Raw genomic sequence first — 16,125 nt, 5'->3', positions numbered from 1 at the left:
GCGCGCGCCCTGCTCCTCGCCGGTGGCGCGGTTGGCGTCGACCCGGGCCAGCTCGCCGGCCTTGACCCGGCGCGCGACGTCGGCCGCGAGCGCGCGCGCGCTGGCGCTGCGTTGCACGGCCAGCGCATGCTCGTCGGCGTCGATGCGCGCCTGCCAGTAAGCCTGGCGCAGCTCGCCGGCCAGGCGCCATTGCGCCAGGCGCTGGGCGGCCGCGTAGACGCCGCCCTCGGCCCGCGCCAGGGCGCGCTCACGGCCTTTCTGGCCCGGCAGCCACAGCGGCACGTCGAACTCGACCTCGGCCTCGCGCTGGCCCAGCTTGCTGCCGATCTGGTCGGTGCGCTGCGATACCGACACCGAGGCCGGCGCCGGGGTCAGCGCGCCGGCGGCGCGCAGTTTGGCGTCGAGCTCGGCCTGGCGCGCGGCCTGCGCCTGCTGGGCCGGCTGGCGCTGCCATGCCGCCTCGAAGGCCGCGTGCAGGCCGGCGTCCTGGGCGTGCGCGCACGCGGCGGCGCCGAGCAGCAGCGGCGCCAACGCGCCGGCGCGGAAATATGGATTCATTTGCATCACTTTCGATACGGATTCACGCTGTCGGATCGACAACGATGTCGGGCGCGCGCGGTCGGACGGCGCGCGCAATCGATCCGGAAACGCCTGGGCGGCGCGCTAGGCCCGGCACATGGCGTTCAGGAATGGATCAAGCGATGGGGAGGCGGGGTGGTCGTTCGAGGCCGCCGGGAATGTGGCCGGAGGCGAACACTTGGGGAGAGGCGGAAGGCAGTTCCGTCGCTACGGCGGCCGGTTTCCAGACGGAGAAGCCGGACACGAGCACGGCGCCCACGCAGCACGCCTGGCAGGCGTTGCAGGAGTTTTTGCAGTCGTGGAAGGAGGAATCGGCGGGCGCGTCGGCCGGCGCGGCGGCGCCCGGTTGGCCGTTCTGCGATGGATCGCAATGGCCGGCGCTTTTGGGCGCGTCGGCCTCGCCGCGCGCCGCGGCAACCGTGTCGGGCGCGTGGTGCGTGCTTTCGGTGCCGCACGAGAACATGGTTGCCGAGGCAAACCCCTGGAGGGGGAGCGCGATCAGCAACAGCCACACGAGGCACATTTTAAGCACACGATTCATGCGCGCAGTGTATCACAGCCGCAAAGACACTCAAGCGGCGGGCGCGCCCGGCGCCCGCGCGGCGCGGACTACTTTGCCTTGCGCGAGGACCAGTGCACGTGCACGATCAGCCAGTCGGCGCCGACCTTTTCGAGGACCGTGGTCTCGGTGCCGAACACGTGCACCGGCTTGCCCTTCAAGGTGCCGGTGGTTTCGGTTTCCTCCCACAGCACGGCCTGGTTGCCGGCGACGCGCGCGCCATGCTTGAGCACCTTGCGCGTGACCGCCTTGGCGAACGCGACGTCGGCGCCCAGGTGGTGGCTGGCGTACTCGGCGCGCGAGCGCTCCACGAAACCGGATTCGTAGATCAGCACGTCGGGCGAGAGGAAGGAGGCGAGCTTGACCTTGTCGCCGGCGCTCATCGCGGCGTGGAACCCGTTCACGGTCTCCTGCGGCGTTGCGGCGAAGGCCGGGGCGGCGAACGCCATCATCATTACGAACATCATCTTGCGCATGGGTGACTCCGGGAGCGGTGAAGGTACGGTGAAGGTGGCCGAAATCATACCCGACATCGGCCGCGCATTGTTCAGCTTCTTCACGTATTGACGATGATGCCGGGCAATTAAAAGGCACGACGGCCCGCCCCAAGCGCGCCATTATTGAGGCAGCTCAAACAACTTGAGGGGGGTGGTCCGTAGGATAGGCCACGACAATCGGCGCTTAGCTCTAGCTTAGGTGTGTATGCCATGAAACCAATCCCCGCCTCGCCCGAAGGACACCCCGGCCACGGCGGCCACGCGCGGCCCGGGCCGCCGGCGCCGGCGCCGGCCGGCACAATCTACACCTGCCCCATGCATCCCGAGATCCGCCGCGACGCGCCGGGCAGCTGTCCCAAGTGCGGCATGGCGCTCGAGCCGCTGCTGCCCTCGCTCTCAGACGACGCCCCGCCCGAGCTGGCCGACTTCCGGCGCCGCTTCTGGTGGACGCTGCCGCCGACGGTCGCCCTGGTCCTGCTCGCGATGGCCGCGCCGCGCTGGTTCCCGCTGGGCGTGCCGGGGCAGAACTGGATCGAGCTGGCGCTGGCGAGTCCGGTGGTGCTGTGGGCGGCGCTGCCGTTCATGCGCCGCGGCATCGACTCGGTGCGCAACCGAAGCCCCAACATGTGGACCCTGATCGCCGGCGGCGTCAGCGCGGCCTACTGGTACAGCGTGGCGGCCACGCTCGCGCCCGGCCTGTTCCCGGCCGGGTTTGCAGGGCATGGCCGCGTCGGCGTGTATTTCGAGGCGGCCGCCGTGATCGTCTCGCTGACCCTGCTCGGCCAGATCCTCGAACTGCGCGCCCGCGGGCAGACGTCGGCCGCGATCAAGGCCCTCATGGGGCTCGCGCCGCGCACCGCGCGCCGCATCAACGCCGGCGGCAGCGAGGCCGACATCGCGCTCACGCACGTGCACGTGGGCGACCTGCTGCGCGTGCGCCCGGGCGAAAAAGTCCCGGTCGACGGCGCCGTCACCGAGGGCGAGAGCGCCGTCGACGAGGCCATGCTCACGGGCGAGCCGCTGCCCGTGCACAAGCGCCCCGGCGACAAACTCATCGGCGCCACGCTCAACACCAGCGGCAGCCTGGTCATGCGGGCCGAAAAAATCGGCGCCCAGACCGTGCTCGCGCAAATCGTCCAGATGGTCGCGCTGGCGCAGCGCACCCGCGCCCCCATGCAGCGCATCGCCGACGTCGTGGCCGGCTACTTCGTGCTCGCGGTGGCCTCCATCGCGCTGCTGACGCTGCTCGTGTGGGGCCTGGCCGGTCCCGCCGAGCCGCGCTGGGTGTACGGCTTCGTCAACGCGGTCGCCGTGCTGATCATCGCCTGCCCCTGCGCGCTCGGGCTGGCCACCCCCATGTCGATCATGGCCGCCACCGGGCGCGCGGCCGGCCAGGGCATCCTGTTCCGCGACGCCGCCGCGATCGAAACGCTGCGCAAGGTCGACACCATCATCGTCGACAAGACCGGCACCCTGACCGAGGGCCGGCCGCGCTTCGAGCGGGTGGTGCCGGCGCCGGGCTTCTCCGCGCCCGAGGTGCTCGAGCTGGCCGCCAGCATCGACCAGGGCAGCGAGCATCCGCTGGCCCAGGCCATCGTGGCCGAGGCGCGCCGCCGGGGCCTTGGCCTCACCCGGCCGTCGGCGTTCGAGTCGGCCAGCGGCATCGGCGTGCGCGGCGTCGTGGCCGGCCAGAGCGTCTCGCTCGGCAACACCGCGCTCATGGAGGCCGAGCACATCGACTGGCGCGCGCTCCAGACCGAGGCCGAGAGCCTGCGCATCGACGGCGCCAGCGTGGTCTACCTTGGCTGCGACGGCCGCCTGGCCGGGCTGGTCGCGATCGCCGACCCGGTCAAGCCCGGCAGCGCCGAGGCGCTCGCCGCGCTGGTGCGCGGCGGCATGCGCGTGATCATGGCCACCGGCGACGGCCTGACCACGGCGCGCTCGGTCGCGAGCCGGCTCGGCATCGGCGAGGTCCACGGCGAGGTGCGCCCGCACGACAAGCTGTTGCTGGTCGAGCGGCTGCAGGGCGAAGGGCGGGTGGTCGCGATGGCCGGCGACGGCATCAACGACGCGCCCGCGCTCGCGCGCGCCGACGTCGGCATCGCCATGGGCACCGGCACCGACGTGGCCATCGGCAGCGCCCACCTGACCCTGGTCAAGGGCGACCTGCGCGCAATCGCCCAGGCGCGCGCCCTTTCCACAAGCACGGTGCGCAATATGCGGCAAAACCTCGCGTTCGCGTTTGTCTACAACGCGCTCGGGATCCCGATCGCCGCCGGCGTGCTCTACCCGTTCACGGGGCAGTTGCTCTCGCCCATGATCGCCGCGCTCGCCATGAGCCTGAGCTCGGTGTCGGTCATCGCCAACGCGCTGCGCCTGCGCGGCAGGGGGCGGGCGCGAAGCTAAGGGGGCGCGCCTGCGTGCTTGCCCAGGGGCCGTGACCAGGACGCGAACCACGCCAGGGCAGGCGGCGGCGCGCTATACTGGCGCCCGTGTCCAGCCCAACCGAATCCCCCTCCATGCACCCCGCACCGCCGGCCCCAAGCTGCCGTGCCGGCTGCGGCGCGTGCTGCACCGCGCCGTCGATCTCCTCGGCCATCCCGGGCATGCCAAATGGCAAGCCCGCCGGCGTGCGCTGCATCCAGCTCGACGCGGACGAAGGCTGCAAGATTTTCGGCCATCCCGAACGGCCCGCCGTTTGCGCCAGCCTGCAGCCCTCGCACGAGATGTGCGGCGCCAGCCGCGTCCAGGCCATGCATTTCCTCGCCACGCTCGACCGCCTGACCTCGTAACCGCCCCGCCTCCTTGCGCCCATCCCACCGGCGCGGGGCCCGCTCGTGGTAAGCTTCGACCCCGCGTAGTGTTGCCTCATCGGCCCGCATATTTCCTTCAATACTCAACAAAAATACCTGCAGACAACAATTAATGGACATTATTCTCGCGCTTAAGGCCGTCATCATGGGCCTGGTGGAAGGTTTCACCGAATTCCTGCCGATCTCCTCCACCGGCCACCTGATCCTGACGGCCAGCCTGCTCGACCTCGAGGGCGAAAAATGGAAAGTTTTCTCGATCGTCATCCAGACCGGCGCGATCCTGGCCATCTGCTGGGAATACCGCGCGCGCCTGATCGCGGTCGCGACCGGCCTGACGAGCGACCCGAAGGCGCGCCGATTCCTGCTCAACCTGGTCGTCGCCTTCCTGCCGCTGGCATTGCTGGGCCTGGCCTTCGGTTCGATGATCAAGGCGCAGCTGTTCAAGCCGGTGCCGGTGGCGATGGCGTTCATCATCGGCGGCCTGATCATCCTGTGGGTCGAGCGCCGCAACAAGACCCATCCGCCGATCGCCCGCATCACGACGGTCGAGGACATGACCGTGCTCGACGCCTTCAAGGTCGGCATGGCCCAGGCCGCCGCCCTGATCCCCGGCACCTCGCGCTCGGGCGCGACGATCATCGGCGCCATGATGTTCGGCCTGCCGCGCAAGGCCGCGACCGAATTCTCGTTCTTCCTCGCGATACCGACCCTGATGGCCGGGGCCGCGTATTCCCTCTACAAGGACCGGGAGCTGCTTTCGGCGGCCGACCTGCCGACCTTCGCGGTGGGCACCGTGGCCGCCTTCATCTCGGCGTTTTTGTGCGTGCGCTGGCTGCTGCGCTACATCAGCACCCACGACTTCACCGCGTTCGCCTGGTACCGCATCGCGTTCGGCATCTTCGTGCTGGCGAGCGCGCACTACGGCTGGGTCAACTGGACGGAGTGACATCATGAGCACCGGGATCGGAGCGCGCGCGCTCGAGCAACTGCAAACCGTGTTCGGCTATCCGGCCTTCCGCGGGCAGCAGGGCGACATCGTCGAACACGTCGCCAGCGGCGGCGACGCGCTGGTGCTGATGCCGACCGGCGGCGGCAAGTCGCTGTGCTACCAGATTCCGGCGCTGCTGCGCGACGGCGTGGGCGTGGTCGTTTCGCCGCTGATCGCGCTGATGCAAGACCAGGTCGACGCGCTGGCCGAAGTCGGCGTGCGCGCCGCCTTCCTCAATTCGACGCAGACGTTCGAAGAGTCGATGCGCATCGAGCGCCTGGTGCGCACCGGCGAGATCGACTTGGTGTACGTGGCGCCGGAACGGCTGATGACGACGCGCTGCCTCGACCTGTTCGAGGCGTCCAAAATCGCGCTGTTCGCGATCGACGAGGCGCACTGCGTCTCGCAATGGGGCCACGACTTCCGGCCCGAATACATCAAGCTGTCGATCCTGCACGAGCGCTTTCCCGACGTGCCCCGGATCGCCCTCACCGCCACCGCCGACCACCAGACGCGCGCCGAGATCGCGCTGCGCCTGCAACTGGGCGAGGCGCGCCAGTTCGTCTCCTCGTTCGACCGCCCCAACATCCGCTACCAGATCGTCGAAAAGGCGAACGGGCGCAAGCAGCTGCTCGACTTCATCACGGCCGAACACGGCGACGACGCCGGCATAGTCTACTGCCTGTCGCGCAAAAAGGTCGAGGAGACCGCCGAATTCCTCAACGAGAACGGGATCCGCGCCCTGCCCTACCACGCCGGCATGGACTACCCCAAGCGCAGCGCCAACCAGGCGCGCTTCCTGCGCGAGGAGAAAATCGTGATGGTCGCGACGATCGCCTTCGGCATGGGCATCGACAAGCCCGACGTGCGCTTCGTGTGCCACCTGGACCTGCCAAAGAGCATCGAGGGCTACTACCAGGAGACCGGGCGCGCGGGCCGCGACGGCCTGCCGGCCAGCGCCTGGATGGCCTACGGCCTGCAGGACGTGGTGCTGCAGCGGCGCATGATCGACGAGTCCGAGGCCGACGAGACCTTCAAGCGCGTGTTGTCGGTCAAGCTAGACGCCATGCTGGGCCTGTGCGAGACCATGAGCTGCCGCCGCACGCGCTTGCTCGAATACTTCGGCGAGCGCTCCACCCCGTGCGGCAATTGCGACACCTGCCTGATCCCGCCAATCTCCTTCGACGCCACGGTGCCGGTGCAAAAACTGCTGTCGGCGATCTACCGGGTCGACCAGCGCTTCGCGGCCGGCCATGTGATCGAGGTGCTGCGCGGGGTCGAGACGGACCGCATCAAGCAGTGGCACCACAACGCGCTGTCGGTGTACGGCATCGGCAGCGAGCGCGCCGAGGCCGAGTGGCGCGCCATTTTGCGCCAGATCATCGCGATGGGGCTGGTGACGGTCGACCACGAGTTATACAGCTCGCTCAAGCTGACCGACGCGGCGCGTCCGGTGCTCAAGGGCGGGCAAAAGGTGCAACTGCGCCAGTACCAGAAACCGGTCAAGGCCAAGCGCGCGCCGGCGGCGGCGAAGGGCTATGTGGAGAGCGACCTGTCGAACTCCGAGCAGGCCATCTTCGACAAGCTGCGCTGGTGGCGGGTCGAGACCGCGCGCGCGCACAATGTGCCGGCGTACGTGATTTTTGTCGACGCCACCCTGCGCGAGATCGCCAAGGCGCGACCAACCTCGCTCGACGACCTGCGCGGCGTGACGGGCGTGGGCGAAAAGAAGCTCGCGTCCTATGGCGAAGAAATCGTCGCCATCATCTCCGAGTTCGACTGAGAGGCGGCCGGGCCGGTACAGGAATCGTGCGGCGGCTATTTTCGGAAAACAGAAAACCGACATCGTCCTCGCGCATGCGCACGCGGCGGGATAATTTCCTTGGCATCGCACCGATGCGAAAACTTGTCGTTAACTCGGCAGAAATCGCGCTACCGATCCTCATCGATAAAAATAGCCAACGTCATCCTCGCGAAAGCGGGGACCCATGCTGAACCTATCTATACGCGGCGCTCGGATCCTCAGGCCCGGGATTGTGCGTGGGTTCCCGCTGAGGGGGCGCCGAGCCCGGGAATGACATTGATTTCGATATTAAAGTGTCTGCGATACGATTTCTGCAGCGATGTAGTGACCAATTCAGCGCATCGCCATGTCAAGTAAATTATCCGGGACAGCAGTGCGCGCATGCGGGGATCCATAGAACAATTGCTTAGTGCTACAGTTCTATGGCCGCACCGCCTTGACGGTCACTGCTCGCAACAACCTACTTTTTGGTGAACACCAAATCCCACACGCCGTGCCCGAGCTTGAGCCCGCGGTTCTCAAACTTGGTGAGCGGACGGTAGTCCGGCTGCGGCGCATAGCCCTCGGCGGTGTTCCGCAGGCCCGCCTCGGCGCTGAGCACCTCGAGCATCTGCACCGCGTAGTCTTCCCAGTCTGTCGCCAGATGCAGGTAGCCGCCCGGCGCGAGGCTGTCGGTGAGCAGCTTGACGAACTCCGGCTGGATCAGGCGGCGCTTGTTGTGGCGCGCCTTGTGCCACGGATCCGGGAAAAACACGTGCACGCCGGCCAGCGAAGCAGGCTTGATCATCTGATTGAGCACCTCGACCGCGTCGTGCTGGATCAGGCGCAGATTGGTCAGCCCCTGCTCGCCGATCTGCTTGAGCAGGCTGCCGACGCCGGGCGTGTGCACTTCGACCCCGATGAAGTCCTTGTCCGGCATGGCCGCGGCGATGTGCGAGGTGGTCGCGCCCATCCCGAAGCCGATCTCGAGGATCACCGGCGCCTTGCGTCCGAAGGCCAGCTCGACGTCGAGCGGCGCCTTCACGTAAGGCAGCAGGAACCGCGGCCCGAGCTCCTCGAGCGCGCGCGCCTGGGCGATCGACAGGCGCCCCGCGCGCGTGACGAAACTGCGGATCCGATGTTCGCTCGGGTCGTAAAGCATGGGCCGGCTGGCGCCGTTTGTGGGCGTATCTGAAGACATGTGGGCAAGTATCGGTAAGAGATGGGAAAGCAGATGGGAAAGCGGCCGGTAGGCGGCGCGGACAAGATTCGCGGACGAGATTATATCGCACCGCAGGCCGGCCCGAATCGGGCCACGCCGGCGGCCGTTGCCCGGGCCAGCCCGCGCGCAGCTTGTTTACATCGCGCTGACGAGCTTGCGGATCTTGACGGCCTTCTCGAAATGGTCGAGCCGCTCCTGCTCGATCCACCACGTCGCCACCTCCATCAGCAGCGCCGGATTGTCATTCTTGTTCGCGAAAAAGGCATAGAACGACAGGCCGACGGTTTCGCCCTTCTGCGCTATTTTTTGGTCGCAAACATCGATTATTTTTAGTCGTATGTTTTGATTCATCTGCAGCTCACAATTGTTGCCAGGGCCCGGGCAAGCCCATCTTTGGACGATACATACTGAAACGTCGTAGCGAACATCACGAATGGATCCATCACCTGGCGCGACTCGAGCAGCAACAATCCCCTATCTGCGGCGCGGACGCATCGTAGCGTCCACAAAATGAATCTTTGCCAGGTGATCTCATTTTTTATGAGTCTGCAATCGTCCAAGAATAGAGGAATCGCGAAGGAAAGTTGCTACGGCGTCAGGAACTTCCAGTACCCAAGAGTCATCCCCGTTTTTCATTTTTCGCCGAATTTCAGTACCCCGAATTCCTGGTTCATTTCTACGGTCCCACAAGACTCTCACGTCATACCCTAGCGCGCGCAATCGGTCGACCTTGACAAGATTCCATTCGTCACGAATTGTTGTAAAGCACACAACATCGGTACTAAGGGCGCGGTGCAGATCGTCCGGAACCTCGATTGGGAATCTAACAAATGAGAATTGTTGGGACAGGAGCCCGGCCGCCAATAGCATCTGCGCGATCGCTTCGCAACGTTCACTATAAGTAAGCGGGTTAGCAGAGGGCTCCGCCCTATGCGGATCTTCTGGACAATCCGTGAGGTCATCGGAGTCCGGCTGCGTAATTCCAATTATGAGGTGCTTGGTAAAGATTGAAGCTGCAAGCATGTACTCAAGGTGATCACGATGGGGGGGCTGAAAGCGTCCATGGACGGTGGCAACAGACAGTTTCACTTTACTCCTTCAGCGGGAGTGACGCTAAGGCGAGCGATTTCCTCAAAATCAACGTCCACGATCGGCACAGCCTTCGCCCACTGCTGCGAGAAGAGGCGCTCGAAAGAATGATAAATATTTGGTGTCAAATCAAACGGGATCTTCCCGACCAAATGTAGTTGAGGTAATAAACGTCCTTCCTTTGCAGCCCCAAGGACGGCTGGCGATACCAAGCATATCTCCGAGTTAAGAAACATCATGCGAAATGAAGGCAGCTCTGTTTCATCCACAGGGTTATACATGCGGATCTCAAGTGCGCCCCTGAAACGGCCGCGCAGATGCTGCAATTCGGAAAAAGAATTTTTTACGTTCGTCCTATATCGCCCCATATCGACGCCTGCTTGTCGCTCCAGTGCACCAATCGCCTCAGAACGTGGGTCACAAAGCAATATTCTGACCGTCCGTTGCTGTTGCTTCATACGACCAACCGCTTCTGCGAAGTACGGTCTCTGTTCAGTCAACTTCGATGCACCAACTCCCATGAAATCGAATCCTCCTGACACTTTAGACAGCGCGCTGCGGTAGTCTAAGCCGCTCTCAGATGATGGATCCACACTGGATATCCCCATGACCCGCAAGCGATAGACATATAAGCCACCGAAAATTCCCACCGCCACTCCCAGCGACAGCGAAATTAATAGCGTCAACTGCACGGCATCAGGGCTTATTTTTAAGGAATTTCTTACCACTTCAAAAAACAATGATATCGAAACCAAACCGAGAACTACTGCCGACGTGAACAAGGCGAGTGAAGCAACGAAATCACTAAGCCCCATTTTTCTATAGAGCCAAAAAAGAAAGCGCCCTGCTCGCCAAACAACTTTTGCCAAAAATGATGACTCGACCGCCATAAAATTGCCTCTTTATTTTTTGAGCATTTGGTCTAAATTGTGAAGTAACGTTACGGACCAATTTTCAAATTGCTCCAGTCTTGCCTCGATCTGAATAGGCGTTTCGAATTTCGAATTCATGAGAAATCCGCGCTCGCCGATTTCATATTTTTCCTTCTGTAAGTCTACTAAATATACAAGCCCTAGATGCTGCTTACTTACCTCCCGCACATCGTCGTAAATATATCCGCACGGCAATACATTAGGAACGCTTTGAATTACTAGCTCTTCACTTAACTCACGGAGAATATAGGAGCAATCAGACAAGGAATCTTCTTCAAAAAGATCTAGCGTAAGCTGAGCGAAATCCTCTATAGCCACATGTCCGCCCAACATGATTGAATATTCGCCGTGTAGACGTGACTCCGGTAGCCGCGCACTTCGCATATGCGTTAAAAATTTACCACGGTAATGTACAAGAAATACAGAAACTAGTTGAATTACAGTAAAGTCTTCCTCCGCTACCCCTCGGCTCATACTGAACGCAATTGAATTGAGTTTTCCGCGATTCACACCATAGTGGAAATAGCCTGGCTGAGGTATAAGTAGATGAAGATCGCTAGCTCGAATAACAGCAATATCTTCGTCCATCTTATTCTTCTTAAATCTCGCTGCTATATACTCTGCACTTTCACTGTCCCGTAGAGTAAATAGACCCTGAAAAGCGCGTTGGAAGCGAGAACTCTCACCGTTGTTTAGCACATCCATAGCAAGTTTTGACTTCATTGTTTGCCACGGTGTTTGACCGCTAGTTTTTAACCACCCTCGGCTCATGGCAATTGCAACTATCTCTCGAGCGGATAGTGGCTTTTTGACCTCTGCCAATATTATTTCAGCAAGATCAAGGAATGACTTTTGTTCAATTTGGGACATGTGTCATTTCTTTGGGCGGATTATCAATTCTGTAATTCTATTTCGGCACTCCACGAGACTACCGATGTTGCTGTTACGCGACACTCTATTAATACAAAAATCATGGGAGTACAGGTTGGCGATCGATGGGTGGTCCGCGTTGGTCAATATAAAATCAACTCCACGACCGGAAAGCTCTTGAAGGGAACTGTGCAATCTGATCTGATCGTCCCAGCTAAAAATTTTCTCGTTATACTTTAGGAATCCGTTTGTATTATGTGCGACAGTATAAGGCGGGTCGACAAAGACGAAATCACCAGGAAACGTTGCCTGCAAAATTGACTGGAAATCTGATGCAATAAGCTCCGCGGATTGAAGATGTTTTGAAACTCGCTCAAAATCATCTGTATCAAGCAAAACCGAGGATCTTGTTCCAATTGGAACATTAAACTTACCGCGCTGATTCACCCTATAGATTCCGTTAAAACATGTCCGATTCAAATAAATAAAACGAGCAGCGCGGTTAGTCAGCAAACGTGGGATTGATGCGCGTTGTGCATAATAATAATCCTCAGAATGTTTCCTCGCGTGCTTGGCTAGTTGTGACACAACACTTTGCCAGTCTTCTTTTATCGCTCGGTAAGCATCTATCAAATCGATATTAGTATCGGAAAGCACAGCACTGCTAGCTTCGATTCCGAAAAAAACCGCTCCGCTTCCCAAGAAAGGCTCTACGTATCTGTCGACCTTACTGGGAAAAAGGTCGGCGTAGTAGTATTTCAGCCAACGTTTCCCGCCAGCCCAGCGGAGAAAAGGTAGTGGCGGCGTCCAATCCGGACTTGCGATTTGAGAAAACATTCAGATATTTAACTTGTGCAATAGAATCAGCAATGCAGTCTACGCATTTGAATAACAACTGGCAAGCATGGGCGAATTTCTCAGTAGTCGGCCTGAGTTCAGAACTGGATCTTTACCGGCAGGAGGGCAAGTGTCAGTGCTACCAAACAGACACGGGCTCTGCCACGCAAACTCCAGACCCCATGCCTGCGCTTGCGCAACCGCAAGAGATGGCTCATAAAGGTAGAGTTGTCGGCCCCGCCCCACGCGAGCCGCTGCTGCCCGATCCGATGAAGGCAGGAGGGTCAGTGCTACCAAACAGACACGGGCTCTGCCGCGCAGACTCCAGACCCCATGCCTGCGCTTGCGCAACCGCAAGAGATGGCTCATAAAGGTAGAGTTGTCGGCACCGCCCCACGCGAGCCGCTGCTGCTCGATCCGATGGCCAGCAGAGAACCAGCGCCCAGCTTTTGTTGACGCGCGCCACATCGGGATTTTCGCGGGCGCCCTGCGAAAATTGATCGTTTTTGGGTATAATTGGCCCAACAACTAACCCGCGTTACCGGTGTGGCTTGACCATCTGGTGTGCGGAAAAAAAAGCCGGCGTAAGCCGGTTTTCTCGCGTCTGGGAGGAATGATGGCACTAGCGACAACCGGGCTACCACTCAAAACGCGTATGTATGTCGATGGCTATAACCTCTACTACGGCTGCCTGAAGGGCACACCATATAAGTGGCTCGACCTCCTGAAGCTATTCGGGCAACAAATCCTTCCCTCGATCTTGGTTGCTGGCACGGCACGTTCTAGCGTCCTGCTGCCATCCGGCATCAAATTTTTCACCGCTGATATCCTCGAAAAAGCAGCCAGCGCAAAGGATCGGTCTCATCCAGGCACGCTACCATACCGCGCTCCGTAAGCTTTATGGCTGCCGCATTGAGATCATCAAGGGCTACTATCCATGCGGGTCGATTTTCATTTGTGGTGCAACCGCGAGGGGTGTCGCCCCTGTGCTCGACACCCCGGCCACCAGCCGGACGAAATTCGTACGCTTGCGCACACCGCCCCCGCGCCGCCCTCGGTCATAGGAGGATGAGTCGAAATACAGCCAGCCGCGCGCCGCCCCGACCCGGCCTGTTGGCGGCCACCGTCAGCACCCACACACAGATCCTTGAGTAGTCGCAATTCCCTCCCGGCTTGCACATTCGATACTGAATTGTGCAGGCCCACAACACCGGAGGAAATATGGCAATCGACGTCTATCTGCAAATCGACGGCATCAAAGGGGAATCGACCGACTCGAAACATCAAGGTTGGATTGAGTGCGAGTCTGTGAGTTGGTCCATATCGCAACCACGATCGGCCACGTCCTCGACTGGCGGGGGCCACACGGCCGAGCGCTGCGAGCTCTCCGACATCAGTTTTGTCAAGATGGCCGACCTGACGTCACCCATCCTGGCGCAAACCTGCGCGGCCGGTAAGACAATCCCCAAAGCGAAATTCGAGTTCATGCGCGCCGATGGTGCCGGCGTGCCGGTCAAGTATTACGAGCTCGAGCTTGAAAACGTCCTAATCGGCCACGTCGCCCCGAGCATTGCAGCCGGAAGCATCATGACCGAAGCTCTCGCCCTTAAATTCTCCAAAGTGAAATGGAGGTACACACAGCAGAAGGTCGGGGGCGGCGCGGGCGGCAACACGTCCGGTGGTTGGGATACGGCCGCGAATAGGATCGCGTAATGCGCCGGGCGTTATTCGTGGCCCTGGTGATCGTCCAGACGGCCCAGGCGGCCGAAACGCCGGCCGGCCGGCCCTATCTCGGCACCGTGTCCGGGGAAACGCTCCTACGCGATTATGTGGGACCACCTGGACCGCGTGATGATCCGTTTCTCAAAGGCAGCGATGTTCTCAATTTTCAGATGGCACGGGGGTTCATGGACGGGGTCAAGGACGCGACCGAGGGCGCGGCCTGGTGCTACGTGGGCGGGAAGTCCAACGAACTGAACGAAGACATTGCAGCCGCTCTTACGAAACTCACACCAGAGGAAAGGAAAGGCCGAGCTGGCCCGCTGGTCGTTGACGCGCTGCGCCGACTCTTTCCTTGCCCAGTCCGGAGGACAACGCCATGAAGCCCAGTTTTTCGTTCTTGTTCAAAGGCTACCCGCTCCGGCATGTGATCATGCGGGAAATGCTCTATGACGAGCTCGGATGGCCTGATTTGAAGGCACACAAAGCGTTTGGAGATACGTGCGCAATCCGGATGAGTGTTGCCCTTAACTCGGCCGGCGTGCCCGTGCCGGGGTGGCTCAAAGTTAAGGCCGGCCCGCTGAAGGGAAAAAGCATCGAACCGTCTCAAGCGAAACTCTCCAGGTGGATCAAAGCGAGTTGGGGCCAGCCGGAAATTTTCAAGAGCGAGGACGCGGCAACGCGGGGGATCGGAAACAGAACCGGCGTTGTTTCTTTTTGGGGGGTCGATGGCACGGCCCAGGGGCATATTGACCTGGTGAAGCCGGACGGTAACGGGTTTCATTCCTGCGCCATGTCCTGCTTTTTCAAGTCTCGTGAAATTTGGTTCTGGCCGGTTTTGTAGGAAGCGGCGCCGGATCGCACCCCGACATCGCCGCCTCGAGCCTAACCGCGTAGAGTTTCCAAGCCGAGGCGTCGGCAAGTGCGGCTTTGGCGGGAGTTACCTCATTGACATATCGACCGACCGCGAAGGTCTGCACCGGGCGCACGGGCAGCACGCCGATGCAGCCGACCGCGACCGGGACTTTGATGATGAGCGGCGGCGGGGTCGTGCAGCCGGCCATCGCGAGGGCGGCCAGATAAAGGGCTATTCGCTCGCGAAGCGCACGGTCTACATCACGGATGAGGTGTACGGCGCCGTTTACGCGTGCGCCAGCGCGCCGCCGCGCGATGCGATGGACCTCGCGTACCTAACCGGCCAGCGCCCGGCTGACGCCCTGCGGATGCCGCATTCGACATTGATGACGGCCATCTGATCGTCACCCAGGCGAAAACGAATCAGCCGCTCCGGATCGTGATCAGCGGCCGGCTGGCCGACCTCATCAAAAGAATAGATGCACGCAAGGCAACGCACAATATCGTGACGGCTGCCCTGCTGGTCAATATGCATGGGAAGCGCCTGACGGCGCCGGTGCTGCGCAACCAGTTCGACGATGCACGCAAGAAAGCCGGTGAGAAATATCCGGTCTTGGCAGAAGCGATTAAGGGATTTTGGTTCTATGACCTTCGTGCAAACGCGGCGGATGACACGTCGGACGACTGCGGCGAGCAGGCGGCCAGCGACCTACTCGGGCACGACAACGTCAAGACGACCCAGCGGCATTATCTGCGCCGAGGCAAGATCGTGGACCCGACCAAATAGCCGTTTTGTGGAGCGGCCATCGAATTGTGGGGCGCGCAATATTGAGGTTTTCATTGGAGCGGGTGAAGGGAATCGAACCCTCGTCGTAAGCTTGGGAAGCTTCTGCTCTACCATTGAGCTACACCCGCGACATCCCCATTCTACGCGGGTTTCACGCTGTTTGACAAATTTCGAACATGGCAGGTGTGATGGAAAATGGCATGGCCGCTTCCTCCGAGGTGTGATGGGTTTCCGCTATAACTATGTGCACAATTGCCGGACTGGTGTGCTGTCGATTACTTTGCATATACACACTGAGCACTTCTTCCCAGTGGAAGCCCGTTTGCATGCGAGGCGAGCATCGGCGCATCGAGGGATCAAAATGCGCGAAGTCGACGCCATTTTTCCGCGCTTTTCCGACGCCGCTAACATTCAGCTGGTTGGCGCTGACGAAGGCGGCGAAACCGATGTGAAAAAGGTCCCACCCCGCAAAAAAAATGAGGATCACGCGGGTGCGAACTGCCGGGCGTGATGCCTACACGGATTCAGGTAGATATCAGGCAATGATTTGGGCGCGACAAGGAAGTTCCCCCCCGGTGTCATCCTCGCGATAGAA

18 protein-coding genes, 1 tRNA gene and 1 pseudogene are annotated in these 16,125 nt (G+C 61.2%); 9 read left to right on the top strand and 11 right to left on the bottom strand.

The window, feature by feature from the left end; genetic code table 11:
• From C7C56_RS10140 to C7C56_RS10130, 3 genes and pseudogenes are all read right to left on the bottom strand, one after another.
• A pseudogene (locus tag C7C56_RS10140) lies at nt 1-558 on the bottom strand (TolC family protein); the annotation flags it as partial.
• A gap of 136 nt (nt 559-694) precedes the next feature.
• Nucleotides 695-1,120: a hypothetical protein gene (locus C7C56_RS10135; protein ID WP_146204390.1), complete on the bottom strand. Its 426-nt coding sequence runs from the start codon at nt 1,118-1,120 to the stop codon at nt 695-697.
• Between the two features lie 68 nt (nt 1,121-1,188).
• Complete coding sequence (locus C7C56_RS10130) at nt 1,189-1,614, bottom strand: YybH family protein (protein WP_106757306.1); 426 nt, start codon at nt 1,612-1,614, stop codon at nt 1,189-1,191.
• A gap of 231 nt (nt 1,615-1,845) precedes the next feature.
• Between C7C56_RS10130 and C7C56_RS10125 the strand changes: the two genes are divergently transcribed.
• The 4 genes from C7C56_RS10125 to recQ all read left to right on the top strand — a co-directional run bounded on the left by C7C56_RS10125 (nt 1,846) and on the right by recQ (nt 7,219).
• Nucleotides 1,846-4,041: a copper-transporting P-type ATPase gene (locus tag C7C56_RS10125; RefSeq protein ID WP_106757305.1), complete on the top strand. Its 2,196-nt coding sequence runs from the start codon at nt 1,846-1,848 to the stop codon at nt 4,039-4,041.
• Between the two features lie 113 nt (nt 4,042-4,154).
• A complete protein-coding gene (locus C7C56_RS10120) occupies nt 4,155-4,427 on the top strand; it encodes a YkgJ family cysteine cluster protein (protein WP_106757304.1) in 273 nt (90 codons plus the stop codon).
• A 133-nt stretch (nt 4,428-4,560) separates the two neighbouring features.
• A complete protein-coding gene (locus C7C56_RS10115; RefSeq protein WP_106757303.1) occupies nt 4,561-5,394 on the top strand; it encodes an undecaprenyl-diphosphate phosphatase in 834 nt (277 codons plus the stop codon).
• A 4-nt stretch (nt 5,395-5,398) separates the two neighbouring features.
• The gene (recQ, locus tag C7C56_RS10110; RefSeq protein WP_106757302.1) at nt 5,399-7,219 is read left to right on the top strand and encodes a DNA helicase RecQ; all 1,821 of its coding nucleotides are present in this window, start codon (nt 5,399-5,401) and stop codon (nt 7,217-7,219) included.
• A 481-nt stretch (nt 7,220-7,700) separates the two neighbouring features.
• Here recQ and trmB read toward each other — a convergent pair whose 3' ends face one another.
• From trmB to C7C56_RS10090, 6 genes are all read right to left on the bottom strand, one after another.
• Nucleotides 7,701-8,381 carry a tRNA (guanosine(46)-N7)-methyltransferase TrmB gene (gene trmB, locus C7C56_RS10105; RefSeq protein WP_106757301.1) on the bottom strand — a complete coding sequence of 227 codons (681 nt, stop codon included), beginning with the start codon at nt 8,379-8,381 and terminating at the stop codon, nt 7,701-7,703.
• A gap of 195 nt (nt 8,382-8,576) precedes the next feature.
• On the bottom strand, nt 8,577-8,792 hold the full coding sequence (locus C7C56_RS10100) for a DUF6500 family protein (protein WP_106757300.1): 216 nt from the start codon (nt 8,790-8,792) through the stop codon (nt 8,577-8,579).
• A gap of 180 nt (nt 8,793-8,972) precedes the next feature.
• Nucleotides 8,973-9,530, bottom strand: a complete 558-nt coding sequence (locus tag C7C56_RS28100; protein WP_146204389.1) for a nicotinate-nucleotide adenylyltransferase — start codon at nt 9,528-9,530, stop codon at nt 8,973-8,975.
• Nucleotides 9,527-10,420, bottom strand: a complete 894-nt coding sequence (locus tag C7C56_RS28095; RefSeq protein ID WP_146204388.1) for a DUF5919 domain-containing protein — start codon at nt 10,418-10,420, stop codon at nt 9,527-9,529. The genes C7C56_RS28100 and C7C56_RS28095 overlap by 4 nt, the downstream gene beginning before the upstream one ends.
• A gap of 12 nt (nt 10,421-10,432) precedes the next feature.
• Entirely contained in the window at nt 10,433-11,332 is a 900-nt protein-coding gene (locus C7C56_RS10095; protein ID WP_106757299.1) for an HTH domain-containing protein, read from the bottom strand.
• A 3-nt stretch (nt 11,333-11,335) separates the two neighbouring features.
• A complete protein-coding gene (locus C7C56_RS10090) occupies nt 11,336-12,169 on the bottom strand; it encodes a DNA adenine methylase (protein WP_106757298.1) in 834 nt (277 codons plus the stop codon).
• A gap of 1,221 nt (nt 12,170-13,390) precedes the next feature.
• Here C7C56_RS10090 and C7C56_RS10085 point away from each other — a divergent pair.
• The 5 genes from C7C56_RS10085 to C7C56_RS29740 are packed head-to-tail and all read left to right on the top strand — an operon-like array spanning nt 13,391 to nt 15,530.
• A complete protein-coding gene (locus C7C56_RS10085; RefSeq protein ID WP_106757297.1) occupies nt 13,391-13,882 on the top strand; it encodes an Hcp family type VI secretion system effector in 492 nt (163 codons plus the stop codon).
• Nucleotides 13,882-14,271, top strand: coding sequence for a Rap1a/Tai family immunity protein (locus C7C56_RS10080; protein WP_106757296.1), 390 nt, complete (start codon nt 13,882-13,884; stop codon nt 14,269-14,271). Before C7C56_RS10085 ends, C7C56_RS10080 begins: the two co-directional genes overlap by 1 nt.
• Complete coding sequence (locus C7C56_RS10075) at nt 14,268-14,732, top strand: T6SS effector amidase Tae4 family protein (protein WP_106757295.1); 465 nt, start codon at nt 14,268-14,270, stop codon at nt 14,730-14,732. Before C7C56_RS10080 ends, C7C56_RS10075 begins: the two co-directional genes overlap by 4 nt.
• Nucleotides 14,704-15,144 (top strand): site-specific integrase, encoded by a 441-nt coding sequence (locus C7C56_RS29745; RefSeq protein WP_229458548.1) that lies wholly within the window; start codon nt 14,704-14,706, stop codon nt 15,142-15,144. The genes C7C56_RS10075 and C7C56_RS29745 overlap by 29 nt, the downstream gene beginning before the upstream one ends.
• A 38-nt stretch (nt 15,145-15,182) precedes the next feature.
• Complete coding sequence (locus tag C7C56_RS29740; RefSeq protein ID WP_441295171.1) at nt 15,183-15,530, top strand: site-specific integrase; 348 nt, start codon at nt 15,183-15,185, stop codon at nt 15,528-15,530.
• A gap of 54 nt (nt 15,531-15,584) precedes the next feature.
• On the opposite strand, the gene C7C56_RS10065 is transcribed toward C7C56_RS29740, so the two are convergent.
• Nucleotides 15,585-15,658: transfer RNA gene (locus C7C56_RS10065), tRNA-Gly, on the bottom strand.
• A gap of 23 nt (nt 15,659-15,681) precedes the next feature.
• Nucleotides 15,682-16,017: a hypothetical protein gene (locus tag C7C56_RS28090; protein WP_106757294.1), complete on the bottom strand. Its 336-nt coding sequence runs from the start codon at nt 16,015-16,017 to the stop codon at nt 15,682-15,684.
• Nucleotides 16,018-16,125: the final 108 nt, after the last annotated feature.

The sequence above is a fragment of the Massilia glaciei genome (genome assembly GCF_003011895.2).
GTDB classification, from domain to species: Bacteria; Pseudomonadota; Gammaproteobacteria; order Burkholderiales; family Burkholderiaceae_D; genus Telluria_A; species Telluria_A glaciei.
Note: the sequence above shows the minus strand (reverse complement) of the source record. Positions and strands in the feature narration are given on the sequence as shown.